This is a genomic window from Streptomyces sp. NPDC001770 (genome assembly GCF_053596135.1).
Window position 1 is genome coordinate 163,189 of the sequence record NZ_JBSFFN010000016.1, and the last position, 13,873, is coordinate 177,061.

Annotated in this window: 13 protein-coding genes; 7 read left to right on the forward strand and 6 right to left on the reverse strand. The window is 71.5% G+C overall.

From position 1 onward, the window contains the following. Positions 1–42: 42 nt before the first annotated feature. From ACWCSV_RS17120 to ACWCSV_RS17130, 3 genes are read right to left on the reverse strand one after another with little or no spacing between them, the layout of a single operon-like run. The gene (locus ACWCSV_RS17120) at positions 43–795 is read right to left on the reverse strand and encodes an amino acid ABC transporter ATP-binding protein (RefSeq protein WP_327180158.1); all 753 of its coding nucleotides are present in this window, start codon (positions 793–795) and stop codon (positions 43–45) included. Positions 796–800: 5 nt separating this feature from the next. After that, complete coding sequence (locus ACWCSV_RS17125; protein ID WP_451142918.1) at positions 801–1,742, reverse strand: amino acid ABC transporter permease; 942 nt, start codon at positions 1,740–1,742, stop codon at positions 801–803. Between the two features lie 29 nt (positions 1,743–1,771). Beyond that, the gene (locus ACWCSV_RS17130; protein WP_451142920.1) at positions 1,772–2,731 is read right to left on the reverse strand and encodes an ABC transporter substrate-binding protein; all 960 of its coding nucleotides are present in this window, start codon (positions 2,729–2,731) and stop codon (positions 1,772–1,774) included. Positions 2,732–3,289: 558 nt separating this feature from the next. Here ACWCSV_RS17130 and ACWCSV_RS17135 point away from each other — a divergent pair. Next, positions 3,290–4,519, forward strand: a complete 1,230-nt coding sequence (locus ACWCSV_RS17135) for an NAD(P)-dependent malic enzyme (RefSeq protein WP_451142922.1) — start codon at positions 3,290–3,292, stop codon at positions 4,517–4,519. 79 nt (positions 4,520–4,598) lie between these two features. Here the strand turns inward: ACWCSV_RS17135 and ACWCSV_RS17140 are convergent, their stop codons facing one another. Together ACWCSV_RS17140 and ACWCSV_RS17145 are read right to left on the reverse strand one after the other, a co-directional pair. Then, entirely contained in the window at positions 4,599–5,651 is a 1,053-nt protein-coding gene (locus tag ACWCSV_RS17140) for a family 2 encapsulin nanocompartment cargo protein polyprenyl transferase (protein WP_451142942.1), read from the reverse strand. A gap of 177 nt (positions 5,652–5,828) precedes the next feature. Further along, the gene (locus ACWCSV_RS17145; protein WP_451142924.1) at positions 5,829–7,235 is read right to left on the reverse strand and encodes a family 2B encapsulin nanocompartment shell protein; all 1,407 of its coding nucleotides are present in this window, start codon (positions 7,233–7,235) and stop codon (positions 5,829–5,831) included. A gap of 180 nt (positions 7,236–7,415) precedes the next feature. Between ACWCSV_RS17145 and ACWCSV_RS17150 the strand changes: the two genes are divergently transcribed. The 3 genes from ACWCSV_RS17150 to ACWCSV_RS17160 all read left to right on the forward strand — a co-directional run bounded on the left by ACWCSV_RS17150 (position 7,416) and on the right by ACWCSV_RS17160 (position 10,169). Continuing rightward, positions 7,416–7,865 (forward strand): RrF2 family transcriptional regulator, encoded by a 450-nt coding sequence (locus tag ACWCSV_RS17150; protein ID WP_451142926.1) that lies wholly within the window; start codon positions 7,416–7,418, stop codon positions 7,863–7,865. Positions 7,866–7,968: 103 nt separating this feature from the next. Continuing rightward, complete coding sequence (locus tag ACWCSV_RS17155) at positions 7,969–9,177, forward strand: globin domain-containing protein (protein WP_451142928.1); 1,209 nt, start codon at positions 7,969–7,971, stop codon at positions 9,175–9,177. Between the two features lie 128 nt (positions 9,178–9,305). Next, complete coding sequence (locus tag ACWCSV_RS17160; RefSeq protein WP_451142944.1) at positions 9,306–10,169, forward strand: 1-aminocyclopropane-1-carboxylate deaminase/D-cysteine desulfhydrase; 864 nt, start codon at positions 9,306–9,308, stop codon at positions 10,167–10,169. A 13-nt stretch (positions 10,170–10,182) separates the two neighbouring features. Here the strand turns inward: ACWCSV_RS17160 and ACWCSV_RS17165 are convergent, their stop codons facing one another. Further along, the gene (locus tag ACWCSV_RS17165) at positions 10,183–11,784 is read right to left on the reverse strand and encodes a Na+/H+ antiporter (protein ID WP_451142930.1); all 1,602 of its coding nucleotides are present in this window, start codon (positions 11,782–11,784) and stop codon (positions 10,183–10,185) included. 35 nt (positions 11,785–11,819) lie between these two features. Between ACWCSV_RS17165 and ACWCSV_RS17170 the strand changes: the two genes are divergently transcribed. From ACWCSV_RS17170 to ACWCSV_RS17180, 3 genes are all read left to right on the forward strand, one after another. After that, positions 11,820–12,080 (forward strand): UBP-type zinc finger domain-containing protein, encoded by a 261-nt coding sequence (locus tag ACWCSV_RS17170; protein ID WP_451011691.1) that lies wholly within the window; start codon positions 11,820–11,822, stop codon positions 12,078–12,080. Between the two features lie 289 nt (positions 12,081–12,369). Further along, a complete protein-coding gene (locus ACWCSV_RS17175) occupies positions 12,370–12,783 on the forward strand; it encodes an ATP-binding protein (protein ID WP_266708962.1) in 414 nt (137 codons plus the stop codon). Positions 12,784–12,806: 23 nt separating this feature from the next. Beyond that, a complete protein-coding gene (locus ACWCSV_RS17180) occupies positions 12,807–13,763 on the forward strand; it encodes an RNA polymerase sigma factor SigF (protein WP_451142932.1) in 957 nt (318 codons plus the stop codon). Positions 13,764–13,873 lie beyond the last annotated feature (110 nt).

Sequence of the window (13,873 nt, forward strand, 5' to 3'; positions counted from 1 at the left end):
CGGTGGACCGGAAGGGTCTCCACCGCCCCGAGGCACGCCCGCCTACAGCACCTTGGAGAGGAACGCCTGCGTCCGCTCGTGCCGCGGGTTGGTCAGCACGTCCCGCGGGTGGCCCGCTTCGACGACCACGCCATCGTCCATGAAGACGAGCGCGTCGCCGACCTCGCGGGCGAAGCCCATCTCGTGGGTGACGACGATCATCGTCATGCCTTCCTCGGCCAGTCCGCGCATGACGTCCAGGACGTCTCCGACCAGCTCCGGGTCGAGCGCGGAGGTGGGCTCGTCGAAGAGCATCAGCTTGGGCTGCATGGCCAGTGCGCGGGCGATGGCGACCCGCTGCTGCTGCCCGCCGGAGAGCTGCGAGGGGTAGCTGTCCTGCTTGTCGGAGAGGCCGACCCGGTCCAGCAGGCGCTCCGCGCGCTCGCGGGCGACGGCCCTGGATTCGCGCAGGACCTGGACCGGGGCTTCCATGACGTTCTCGATGGCCGTCATGTGCGGGAACAGGTTGAAGCGCTGGAAGACCATGCCGATGTCGCGGCGCCGCAGGGCGACTTCGCTGTCCCTGAGCTCGTACAGCCGGCCGCCGTGCTCGCGGTAGCCGACGAGTTCGCCGTCGACGGAGAGCCGTCCGGCGTTGATCTTCTCCAGGTGGTTGATGCACCGCAGGAAGGTCGACTTGCCGGAACCGGACGGTCCGATCAGGCAGAACACCTCCCCGGGGGCGACCTCCAGGTCGATGCCCTTGAGGACGTGCGAGGCGCCGTAGGACTTGTGGACGCCCTCGGACTTCACCATGGCGGTCATGCGACGCCTCCCTTGGGACGGCTCAGGGACAGCACGTTGGCCTTGACCCTCTGGAACGGGGTGGGCGGAAGGCTGCGGCTCGATCCGCGGGCGAAGTGACGCTCCAGGTAGTACTGGCCGATGCTCAGCACCGAGGTCGCCACCATGTACCAGACCGCCGCGAGGAAGAGCATCTCCACGGTGGCGCCGGAGGACTGGGAGACGTTCTGGGTGGAGCGCAGCAGTTCGCCGTACTGGACGGCGACCGCGAGCGAGGAGGTCTTCAGCATGTTGATGACCTCGTTGCCCGTGGGCGGCACGATGACGCGCATCGCCTGCGGGACGACGATCCGGCGCAGCGTCCTGCCGTGGGTCATGCCCAGCGCGTGCGCCGCCTCGGTCTGGCCCTCGTCGACGGACTGGAGGCCGGCGCGGCAGATCTCGGCCATGTACGCGGCCTCGTTGAGCCCGAGGCCGAGCAGCGCGCAGAGGAACGGGGTCATGAAGGACGACCACTCGTCCTTGTAGACCGGCCCGAGGTCGATGTACTTGAAGACGAGGCCGAGGTTGAACCAGACGAGCAGCTGTACGTAGACCGGGGTGCCGCGGAAGAACCAGATGTAGCCCCAGGCGACGGACGAGGTCACCGGGTTCTTGGAGAGCCGCATCACCGCGAGCACGACGCCGAGGACGATGCCGATCACCATGGCCAGCAGGGTGATGACGACGGTGTTCCTGACGCCTTCGAGGATCTGGTCGTTGAAGAAGTAGTCAGGTATCGCGCCCCAGTTGATGTCGCCCTGGGAGAAGGCGTAGACGAGGGAGGCGAGCAGGCCGAGGACCACGATCGCGGCGACGTACCGGCCGTAGTGGCGTACCGGGACGGCCCTGATCGGCTCGGGCCCGGCAGCCGGAGCCGGCGGGGTGTCCGCAGGCTCCGTCTTGTCGATGTCAATCACTGTTGTCGCCTTTCAGCGCCGGAACCCGGTCAGGATCCGCCGTTGATCTTGGACTCGGTGACCGCGCCGGCGTCCACGCCCCACTTGCTGATGACCTTCTGGTACGTGCCGTCCTTGATGATCGCGTCCAGGGCCGACTGGATGGCCTTGGTGAGCTGGTCGTTGCCCTTGGCGATGGCGATGCCGTACGGGGCCGCCTCGACCTGCTCGCCGACGAGCTGGAAGTCCTTGCCCCCGCCCGAGGTCTTGACCGCGTAGGCGGCGACCGGGAAGTCGGAGGAGCCGGCGTCGGCGCCGCCGGCGCGCAGCCGGGTCTGGGCCTCCAGGTCGTTGTCGAACGCCTCGATGGAGATCTTGCCCTTGGCGCCGCACTTGGCGCTCTCGGCCTTGGCGAGGTCGTGGGAGACGGTGCCGCGCTGGACGACCATCTTCTTGCCGCAGAGGTCCGCCCAGGTGGCTATGCCCTTGTCGTCGCCCTTCTTGGTGTAGATCGAGACGCCGGCGGTGAAGTAGTCGACGAAGTCGACGCCTTCACCGACCTTCTTGTTCGTCTCGGGGTCGACGCCGTCCTGGCGGTTCTTGGTGTCGGTCATGGCCGACATGGCCAGGTCGTAGCGGCCGGAGCGCAGGCCGGTGAGCAGGGTGTCGAAGGTGCCGTTCTCGAAGACGAACTTCACGCCGAGCTGCTTGCCGAGCGCGGCGCCGAGGTCGGGGTCGATGCCGATGGTGGCGCCGTCCTCGCCCTTGAACTCGACCGGCGGGTAGGCGATGTCGGAACCGACCTTGATCTCGCCCTTGTCCCGGATGTCCTGGGGCAGCAGGTCGGCGAGCGGGGCGGCGGCCGAAGCGGAGGCGGCCGGCTCGTCCTTCTTGGCGGAGTCGGTCTGGTCACCGCAGCCGGTCAGGATCAGCGCGCCGGCGACCGCGAGGGAGCTCACCGCAGCCAGACGGGACATGGCGGGCGTACAGCGGATGGTGCGAGCGGTCATGGTCGGAGTCCTCCGGCGGTGAGGGAGTGTCAAAAAGAAAGGGGCGCCTGAACGCATCTTCGAGTCCCGACACCCCGAGCGATTAGGGCATCTTGCCATCCGGAATAGCCCATTCAGGGGTCCAGCCATGTCAAAATCGGGTAACGGGCGACCCCCGAATCCCCAGAGGCCGACTGAGCGGAACCGGACCATCTGTGAGAATTTCACCGTGAGACCGGAGAATCTCCGGAACGGCCGGATCGGCCCGACGACTCGTGTGCCGTACAACGGACTTGCCGCCGAGCGCGCTTCCGTCGTGCGGACTTGTCACACCATTCGCCCATGAACCACGTCACCGGGTCGAAAGAGACTCGTCCACGGCGGGCCCGGTCCGGTAAGAAAGACCTTTACACCCCTCATCCGGGGACCAGGACGCGTGTGCGGCGCGTCCGCGCGTACGAACGCTCCCTGCCGAGGCGGTCCAACCGCCGGCGCGGGGACGTACGCGGTGCCCACCCACCCCTCCTCGACCAGGAGCGGCAAACCCTCAGACGATGAAGACTTAAGGGGTCAGACAGCATGGCAGCGGAGATCGTCAATCCTCTCAACCACAGCACGACCGGCAGCGGGGCCGGAGAGTCGGACACGGCCGACGAGCCCTTCGATCCGGCCTTCGCGCTCCACCGCGGCGGGAAGATGGCCGTGCAGGCCACCGTGCCGATCCGTGACAAGGACGACCTGTCCCTCGCCTACACGCCGGGCGTCGCCAAGGTGTGCAGCGCCATCGCGGAGAACCCGGAGCTCGTCCACGACTACACCTGGAAGTCGCAGGTCGTGGCGGTCGTCACGGACGGCACCGCGGTCCTCGGCCTCGGGGACATCGGCCCCGAGGCGTCGCTCCCGGTGATGGAGGGCAAGGCCATCCTCTTCAAGCAGTTCGGCGGTGTGGACGCGGTGCCGATCGCCCTCGCCACCACCGACACGGACGAGATCGTGGAGACCGTCGTCCGGCTCGCGCCCTCCTTCGGCGGGGTCAACCTGGAGGACATCTCGGCGCCTCGCTGCTTCGAGATCGAGCGCAGGCTCCAGGAGCGGCTGGACATCCCGGTCTTCCACGACGACCAGCACGGCACCGCCGTGGTGACGCTGGCGGCCCTGCGCAACGCGGCGAAGCTCTCCGGCCGGACCCTGGGCGACCTGCGCGGCGTCATCTCCGGCGCGGGCGCGGCCGGTGTCGCCATCGCGAAGTTCCTGCTGGAGGCGGGCATCGGCGACATCGCCGTCGCCGACCGCAAGGGCATCGTCAGCCGGGACCGCGAGGACCTCAGCGAGGTCAAGCGGGAGCTGGCCGAGATCACCAACAAGGCCGGGATCTCGGGCCCGTTGGAGGACGCGCTGGCCGGTGCGGACGTCTTCATCGGCGTCTCCGGCGGCACGGTCCCCGAGCCCGCCGTCGCCTCGATGGCCCCGGGCGCGTACGTCTTCGCCATGGCCAACCCGAACCCCGAGGTCCACCCGGACATCGCGCACAAGTACGCGGCGGTCGTGGCCACCGGGCGTTCGGACTATCCGAACCAGATCAACAACGTGCTGGCCTTCCCCGGCATCTTCGCGGGCGCGCTCCAGGTCCGGGCCTCCCGGATCACCGAGGGCATGAAGATCGCCGCGGCGAACGCGCTGGCCGACGTGGTCGGCGACGAGCTGGCCGCGGAGTACGTGATCCCGTCGCCGTTCGACGAGCGGGTGGCCCCGGCGGTGACGGCCGCGGTCGCCGCCGCCGCGCGGGCCGAGGGTGTCGCACGGCGCTGACGCCCCGCGCCGCATCGGACGTACGGAGCCCCGCTCCCCCGCATGACGGGGAGCGGGGCTCCGTACGTACGGAAGAGGGTCAGTGGCTGCGGCGGGTGACGAACTCCGCGAGGGAGAGCAGATCGCCTGCGGCCGCCGGGTCGGGCACGGCCCGGGAGAGGTGGTGGACCGCCCGCGCCATCCGGTCGGCGGCCGTGACCTGCGCCCAGTCGCGCCCGCCGGCCCGCTCCACGGCGTCGGCGGCCCGGCTCACCTCGTCCGGTGCGCCGAGGGGGCCCTCGTAGAGCGCGGCGAGCTCGGCGGCCGCCGGGGTCCCGGAGGTGAGCGCGGCCACCACGGGCAGGGACTTCTTGTGGGCGGTGAGGTCCGCGCCGACCGGTTTGCCGGTGCGGTCCGGGTCGCCCCAGATGCCGATCAGGTCGTCGATGAGCTGGAAGGAGAGCCCCGACTCCCGGCCGAAGCCGTCCATCGCACCGACCGACCGGTCCGGGGCGCCCGCGTAGAGGGCGCCGACCGCGCAGGCGCAGCCGAGCAGGGCACCGGTCTTGGCCATGGCCATGGTGAGGCACTCGTCGAGGGTGACCTCCCGGGGGCCGCGTTCCTCGAAGGCGCAGTCGGCCTGCTGGCCGGCGCAGAGCTCGATGACGCAGGCGGTGAGGCGCGCCATGGCGGGGCCCGAGGCGGGGTGGTCGTCGTCGGCGAGCAGCCGCAGGGCGAGGGCCATCATGGCGTCGCCGGTGATGACGGCGTCCGGGATGCCGAAGACCGCCCAGGCGGTGGGCCGGTGGCGCCGGGTGGCGTCCTCGTCGATGACGTCGTCGTGGAGCAGGGTGAAGTTGTGCACGAGTTCGACGGCCACGGCGGCGCGCACCGCGCGTTCCGGGTCGCCGCCCAGGGCGCGGGCCGCCGCCAGCACCAGGGCGGGCCTGATGGCCTTGCCGGCCGGGCCCGATGCCGCGCTGTCCTCGTTGCCTTCGGCGTCGGCCCAGCCGAAGTGGTACATCGCCACCCGGCGCATCCCGCCGGGCAGGGACGCCACCGCGGCGCGCAGGTGCGGGTCGACGACGGCCCGGGTCCGCTCCAGGAGCGCGGCGGCCTCGTGGCCCTCGGTCGCGGCGTCCGTAGTCGTCATGGTCACGGTCACTCCCTCTGTCGCCGGTGAACCCCCGGTCCTGTGCTCCGTGGGCCGGGGGTGCGGGGCCGTACGCGCGGTGCGGCTCGTACGGGCGGTGCGGTGGCGCGGGCGTGGGCGGGGGCCCCGGGCCTTCCGTCCTGATCGGCCCGGCTCCGGGGTCCACCGCGCTCGCCGTCAGTGCCAGCGGCTGACCTCCACGTTCTCCAGGACCCCGAGGGCGTCCGGGACGAGGACGGCGGCGGAGTAGTAGGCCGTGACCAGGTAGGAGATGATCGCCTGCTCGTCGATGCCCATGAAGCGGACGGAGAGGCTCGGCTCGATCTCGTCCGGGATGCCGGTCTGGTGGAGGCCGATCACGCCCTGCTCGGCCTCGCCGGTCCTCATGCAGATGATGGAGGTGGTGCGCGCCTCGGTGATCGGGATCTTGTTCGACGGGAAGATCGGCACTCCACGCCAGGCCGGCACGTGGTGGCCGCCGACGTCCACGCTCTCCGGGACGAGTCCGCGCCGGTTGCACTCGCGGCCGAAGGCGGCGATGGCGCGGGGGTGGGCGAGGAAGAGCTTCGATCCGCGCCGGCGGGAGAGGAGTTCGTCCATGTCGTCGGGGCTGGGCGCCCCGTCGTGCGGCTGGAGCCGCTGGCCGTAGTCGCAGTTGTTGAGGAGGCCGAACTCCCGGTTGTTGATGAGCTCGTGCTCCTGGCGCTCGCGGAGCGCCTCGACCGTGAGCCGCAACTGCTGCTCGGTCTGGTTCATCGGCTGGTTGTACAGGTCCGCGACGCGGCTGTGCACCTTCAGTACGGTCTGGGCGACGCTGAGTTCGTACTCGCGGGGGGCCGCGTCGTAGTCCACGAAGGTGTGCGGGACGACGGCTTCGCCGACGTGTCCTGCCGAGAGGTCGATCGCCGCCTCGCCGTACTTGTTGGTCCGCTGCTGCGGGATGGCGAGCAGCCCGGCGAGGTGGTCGCGGAGGGTGTCGACCCGCTCGGCGAGGTTGAGCACGTCGGAGCGGCTCAGTGTCAGCAGGGTGCAGGCGGTGGCCGCGCGGGTGGTGAACTCCCACTGCGCGTCGCCCTCCACCAGGGAGTGGTCGCCGAAGTAGGAGCCGTCCGCGAGGACTCCGAGGACCGTCTCGTCCCCGTAGGGGCCCGTGCCGATCTTCTCCACCCTGCCGTGCGCCAGCAGGTAGACCCGGTCCGCCGCGTCGCCCGAGGCCGCGATGACCTCCCCGGCGGCCACGTTGCGCTGCTCGCAGCGGCGGGCCAGCTCGGCGAGCGCCTCCTCGTCCGCGTACTCGCGGAGCGCGGGCAGTTCGCCGAGCTCCGCGGGGATGACGGCGACCCGGTCGCCGGTCTGCACGAAGGTCACCCGTCCGTCCCCGACCGAGTAGCTGAGCCGACGGTTCACCCGGTACGTACCGCCCTGTACCTGCACCCACGGCAGCGTCTTCAGCAGCCACCGGGAGGTGATCTCCTGCATCTGCGGCGCGGACTTGGTGGTCGTCGCGAGGTTCCTCGCAGCGGCCGTGCCGAGACTCTGCTGCGGCGGGCCCTGCGTGTCGCGAACCTCTTCACTGACGGACATCTGACGGGTCCTCTCGATCATGGGCTGAGCTGCGTGAAGAAGCCTTTCAGCACGGAGTGTCGCTACGCCATTACACAAAAGAGTGCGACTAACCATGCTTCGATCGGGGCAGTAGGGGCGGACGGCGCCCGTCGCGTTCGATAATTTGCATCTCACATACCAGTTATTTACGGTGCCCTCATGCGGCTGACGAGATTCACCGACGTGGCGCTGCGGGTCCTGATGCGCCTCGCCGTCATGGCGGACGGCGAGGCGCCGACCACCCGGGAGGTGGCGGCGACCATGCGCGTTCCGTACACCCACACCGCCAAGGTCGTCGCCCGGCTCCAGCACCTCGGCCTGGTCGAGGCGCGCCGGGGACGCGGCGGCGGGCTCGCCCTCACCGGGGCCGGCCGCACCGCCTCCGTCGGCGGCCTCGTCCGCGAGCTCGAAGGCGCAGGGGACGTCGTGGAGTGCGAGGGGGACACCCCCTGCCCGCTGCTCGCCGCCTGCCGGCTGCGCGGCGCCCTGCGCCGGGCCCAGGAGGCCTTCTTCGCGGAGCTGGACCCGCTCACGGTCACCGAACTCGTCGCCTCGCCCACCGGCCCCCTGCTCCTCGGCATCGGCGCCACCCGCGCCGGCGCCGGCTGAACCGCACCACCCCTCCGGGCGCGCGCCCCCACGGGCCGCACCGGGCGCATGCACACCGAAAAATGCGCATCTCGCATGCCAATTCAACATCCGAGGAGTCCCGATGCTCTCCGAGCCGTCGACCGCCACCGTCCGCGCCACCCTCCCCGCCGTCGGGGCCGCCATCGGGGACATCGCCGACCTCTTCTACCGGAAGCTCTTCGCCGCCCGTCCCGAGCTGCTGAGGGACCTCTTCAACCGCGGGAACCAGGCCGTCGCGACCCAGCAGCGCGCCCTCGCCGGCTCGGTCGCCGCCTTCGCGACGATGCTGGTCGACCACCCGGACACCCGCCCCGACGTGATGCTGAGCCGGATCGCCCACAAGCACGCCTCCCTCGGCGTGACGGCCGCGCAGTACGAGGTGGTGCACACCCATCTCTTCGCCGCCATCGCGGAGGTGCTGGGCGACGCGGTCACCCCTGAGGTCGCCGCCGCCTGGGACGAGGTCTACTGGCTGATGGCCAATGCCCTGATCGCCGCCGAGGACCGGCTCTACGCGGAACGCGGCGTCGCCGCGGGCGAGGTCTGGCAGGAGTGGGAGGTCGCCGGGCGCACGACGGAGACCGCCGACGTCACCACTTTCCGGCTCCTCCCCGCCGACGGTGCCCCGGCCCCGGCCTTCCGGCCCGGCCAGTACGTCTCCGTACAGGTCGGACTCCCGGACGGCGCCCACCAGATACGCCAGTACAGCCTCTCCGGCGCCCCGGAGTCCCCGCTGCGTTCGATCACCGTCAAGCGGGTCCACGGCGGCGACGGGCCGGACGGCGAGGTCTCGGCGCACCTGCACGCGCACGTCCGCCGCGGCGACCGGCTGCGCGTCTCGCTGCCGTACGGGGACCTGACCCCCGGTCCTCTCGGCGCCGCACCGGACACCCCGCTGCTGCTCGCCTCGGCGGGGATCGGCTGCACCCCGATGCTGTCGATCCTGGAGCACCTCGCGGCCACCGGCCACGACGGGCCGGTCACCGTGGTGCACGGCGACCGCTCCCCCGCCGACCACGCCCTGCTCCTCGACCACGCGCGGCTGACCGCCGCCCTCGGGGGCGGCACCGCCCACTTCTGGTACGAGCACCCCGACGCCGGCCACCCGGCCGGGCGCACCGGGCCGGTCGACCTCGGCGGCCTGGCCGTCGCCCCCGGCACCCACGCCTACCTCTGCGGCCCGCTGCCCTTCATGCGCGCCGTACGGACCCAGCTGCTGGCCAAGGGCGTCCCGGCGGCGGACATCCACTACGAGGTGTTCGGGCCCGACCTCTGGCTCGCCCAGGACTGACCCCGCACGGCGGGAGCGGCGGGAGCGGCGGCGACACTGGAGGAGTGAGCCCGACCGACCCCGCCGCCCCTGATCCGGCCGCCCCCGGCCCCGCCGCCCCGGACCCCGCGTCCGTACTCCGCCCCCGGCTGCCCTCCCCGCTGGTGGAGGTGGACGACGAGCGGTTCGCCCGGCACGGGGTGACGCTGCTGCTCAAGCGGGACGACCTGATCCACCCGGACCTGCCGGGCAACAAGTGGCGCAAGCTGGCGCCCAACCTCGCGGACGGCGACGGGCGCCCGGTGCTGACCTTCGGCGGGGCGTACTCGAACCATCTGCGGGCGACCGCCGCCGCCGGGCGGCTGCTGGGCTTCGCCACCGTCGGGGTCGTACGCGGCGACGAGCTCGCCGGGCGCCCGCTGAACCCCTCGCTCGCCCGGTGCGCGGCCGACGGGATGCGGCTGCACTTCGTGGACCGGGGTACGTACCGCGCGAAGGACGATCCCGGGGTGCTGGCGGCACTGCTGGACCGCTTCGGGGACGCACGGGTCATTCCGGAGGGCGGCAGCAACGCACGGGCCGCACAGGGCTGTACGGAGCTCGGGCGCGAGCTGCGGGGGCGGACCGAGGTCGCGGCCGTGGCCTGCGGCACCGGTGGCACCCTGGCGGGCCTGGCGGCCGGTCTGGACCCCGGCCAACGGGCCCTCGGCGTCGCGGTGCTGCGCGGCGGCTTCCTCGCCGACGCGGTGCGGGACCTCCAGCGCGAGGCGTTCGGCGGTCCGGTGGGGCGGTGGTCGGTGGAGGACCGCTTCGCGTTCGGCGGGTACGCCCGTACGACCCCGGAACTCCACGCCTTCGCCGACGACTTCGAGGACCGCCACGGGCTGCCGGTCGAGCGGATCTACGTGGCGAAGCTGCTGTACGCGCTGGTCCGGCTGGCCGGGGAGGACGCGTTCGCCCCGGGCGCCCGGGTGACCGCGGTGGTCACCGGACGCCCGGAGCCGGGGGCATAGCGCCCACCGGGGTTCAGTCGGCGTCCGACTCCCGGTAGGCGGCGGCCTCTTCGAGGTCGAGGCGGCGCAGCAGGGTGCGGAGCATCTCGTCGTCGATGCGGCGGTCGTCGCGGAGGCGTACGAAGACTTCGCGCTCGGCCTCGATCATGTCGCGGGAGAGCCGGCGGTAGGTGTCGTCGGCGGACTCCCCGGTGAGCGGGTTGGCGGCACCGAGGCGTTCCCAGACGGCGTTGCGGCGGCGTTCCATGACCGTGCGCAGCCGGTCGGCGAGGGGGCCGGGAAGGCTGTTGCGCTCGTCCGTGAGGAGGTCGTCCAGCCGTTGTTCGGCGGCCGTGGAGGCCTCGCTCTGGGCCTGTGCCTCGGCGAGCGTCTGGGCCTGCGGGTCGGGGCCGGGCAGTTTCAGCACGCGGACCAGCAGCGGCAGGGAGAGCCCCTGGATGACCAGGGTGCCGATGACGGTGGTGAAGGTCAGGAAGAGCACCAGGTTGCGGGCGGGGAAGTGCTCGCCGTCGTCGGTGAAGGACGGGATGGAGAAGGCGATGGCGAGCGAGACGACCCCGCGCATCCCGGCCCAGCCGACGATCAGCGGGGAGGTCCAGTTGGTCTCCGGCTCGCGTTCCCTGATGCGGGAGGAGAGCCAGCGGGGCAGGTAGGTGGAGGGGTAGACCCAGAGGAAGCGGACGACGACGACGGCGACGAAGACCGCGACGGCGTACCGCACGGCGTCCCACACGGCGTAGGTGCCCAGACCCCGCAGCACGAAGGGCATCTGGAGCCCGATGAGGGCGAAGACGGCGGATTCCAGCACGAAGGCCACCATCTTCCAGACGGCGGCCTCCTGGAGCCGGGTGGCGAAGTCGACCTGCCAGGAGCGGTGTCCGAGGTAGAGGGCGACGACGACCACGGCGAGCACTCCGGAGGCGTGCACCCGCTCGGCCGCCGCGTAGGCGACGAAGGGGATCAGCAGGGAGAGGGTGTTCTGGAGCAGCGCCTCCTTGAGGTGGGTGCGCAGCCAGTGCAGCGGGACCATCAGCAGCAGGCCGACGAGGATGCCGCCGACCGAGGCGAGCAGGAACTCCCGCACTCCTTCGCCCCAGCTCATCCCGGCGCCCACGGCGGCGGCCAGGGCCACCTTGTAGGCGGTGATCGCGGTGGCGTCGTTCACCAGGGACTCGCCCTGGAGGATGGTGGTGACCCGGGCGGGCAGGCCGACCCGGCGCGCGATGGCGGCGGCGGTCACGGCGTCGGGCGGGGCGACGACCGCGCCGAGCACCAGCGCGGCGGGCAACGGCAGGTCCGGCACCAGGAGATAGGCGAGCCAGCCGACCGCGAGCGTGGCGAAGAGGACGTACCCGACCGACAGCAGCGCGACGGGCCGGGCATTGGCCCGCAGGTCCAGGTAGGAGCTGTCCACGGCGGCGGTGTACAGCAGGGGCGGCAGCAGCAGCGGCAGCACGATGTGCGCGTCGAGCGTGTACGGGGGCACCCCGGGCAGGTAGGCGGCCAGTAGTCCCACGGCTACCAGCAGCAGCGGGGCGGGCACCGGGGTGCGCCGCGCGGCTCCGGCTACCGCCGCACTGGCCGCGACCAGTGCGACCAGGGGCAATGCGTCCATCGGTCGGTCCTCACATCCGTCGTAACCTGGCCATCATGAGTGAGTGCCCGCACGTATCCGAATTGCCCCGCCCCGAGCCCACCCCGCTCAGTGACACCTGCGTGGAGTGCCGGGACGCCGGAACACACCCGGTGCAGCTACGACTCTGCCTCACCTGCGGGCACGTCGGCTGCTGCGATTCGTCACCGCTCAGGCACGGAACGGGACACGCCCGGGAGAGCGGGCACCCCGTGGTGCGGAGTTTCGAGCCGGGCGAGAGCTGGCGCTGGTGCTACGAGGACGGTTCGATCGTCTGACGTCTGGGTACGTCAAACCGGCGCCGGTTCTTCGGAATTGGGCGACGCCGAACCCCGGTACCCGTGTCTGCGCGGTCCGTCCACGTCACGGGCTGACAACTCCGGTCGCAACGGTAGCGACTGTCAGCACCTCCGTGCTTACCATGTGTGACCCCCACCGGTTGGGCTCGCGGCGACACGGCATCATGGATCGCGATAGCGTCGCCCCGACCGAGAACCGACGACCGACCGAACGGTTCCGGACCTGTTCCGGAACCTCGAACGAGTTTGTGCCACCTTGGAGGTGAGGGTGTCCCAGATCGCAGGCGAACCCGGGAACCAGGACTTCGTGGAGGTCCGGCTGCCCGCTGCGGGTGCCTACCTGTCGGTGCTGCGTACGGCCACGGCCGGCCTCGCGGCGCGCTTGGACTTCACTCTCGACGAGATCGAGGACCTCCGCATCGCGGTCGACGAGGCCTGCGCGATCCTGCTCCAGCAGGCCGTACCGGGATCCGTCCTGAGCTGCGTGTTCCGGCTCGTGGACGACTCCCTCGAAGTGACCGTGTCGGCCCCGACCACGGACGGCCGGGCACCGGAGCGCGACACCTTCGCGTGGACGGTGCTCGCCGCACTGGCGGGCAAGGTCGAATCCACGGTCGCCGACGACCGGACGGTGAGCATCAGCCTCCACAAACAACGCGGCGCGGGACCCGGGCCGGCGTGAGCGACGGGAACGGGGACGGTGCTGTGCGGGACGATTCGATCCGACCAGGGGCGGCGCACCCCAATGCCGTCCCCGAGCAACAGGCCCGGCCGCACCCGGTGGACGGGGCGGACGGGACGGGCGGTGCGGGCGGTGCGGGCGGTGCGGGCGAGCCCAGGATTGTCACGGTCGCGGCGGAGCAGGCGGAGCGGGCGGGCCAGATGAGCGAGCACGGGCATCACGATCCCAACGACCGCAGCGGTGCGCGGGCGCTCTTCGTAGTGCTCCGGGAACTGCCGGACGGTTCGCCGGAGAAGGCCGAACTGCGCAACCGGCTGGTCCGGATGCATCTGCCGCTGGTGGAGCACCTGGCGCGCCGGTTCCGCAACCGGGGCGAGCCGCTGGACGACCTCACGCAGGTCGCCACGATCGGCCTGATCAAGTCGGTGGACCGGTTCGATCCGGACCGGGGCGTGGAGTTCTCCACGTACGCGACGCCGACCGTCGTCGGGGAGATCAAGCGCCACTTCCGGGACAAGGGCTGGGCGGTGCGGGTGCCCCGCCGTCTCCAGGAGCTGCGGCTCTCGCTGACCACGGCGACCGCCGAGCTCTCCCAGCAGCACGGCCGCTCGCCGACCGTGCACGAGCTGGCGGAGCGGCTCGGCATCTCCGAGGAGGAGGTGCTGGAGGGGCTGGAATCGGCCAATGCCTACAGCACCCTCTCGCTGGACGTACCGGACACGGACGACGAGTCGCCGGCCGTCGCGGACACGCTGGGCTCGGAGGACGAGGCGCTGGAGGGCGTCGAGTACCGCGAGTCCCTGAAACCGCTGCTGGAGGGGCTGCCGCCGCGCGAGAAGCGGATCCTGCTGCTGCGGTTCTTCGGCAACATGACCCAGTCGCAGATCGCGCAGGAGGTCGGCATCTCGCAGATGCACGTCTCCCGGCTGCTGGCCCGCACGCTGGCCCAGCTGCGGGAGCGGCTGCTCGTGGAGGAGTGACGGCACGACGAAGGGCCTTGGAGACCGCGATGGTCTCCAAGGCCCTTCGAGGTGACGTTCTCCCCGCCGCGCACGCCGGACGCGGCGGCCGGTCCGCATCCTTACGCGGT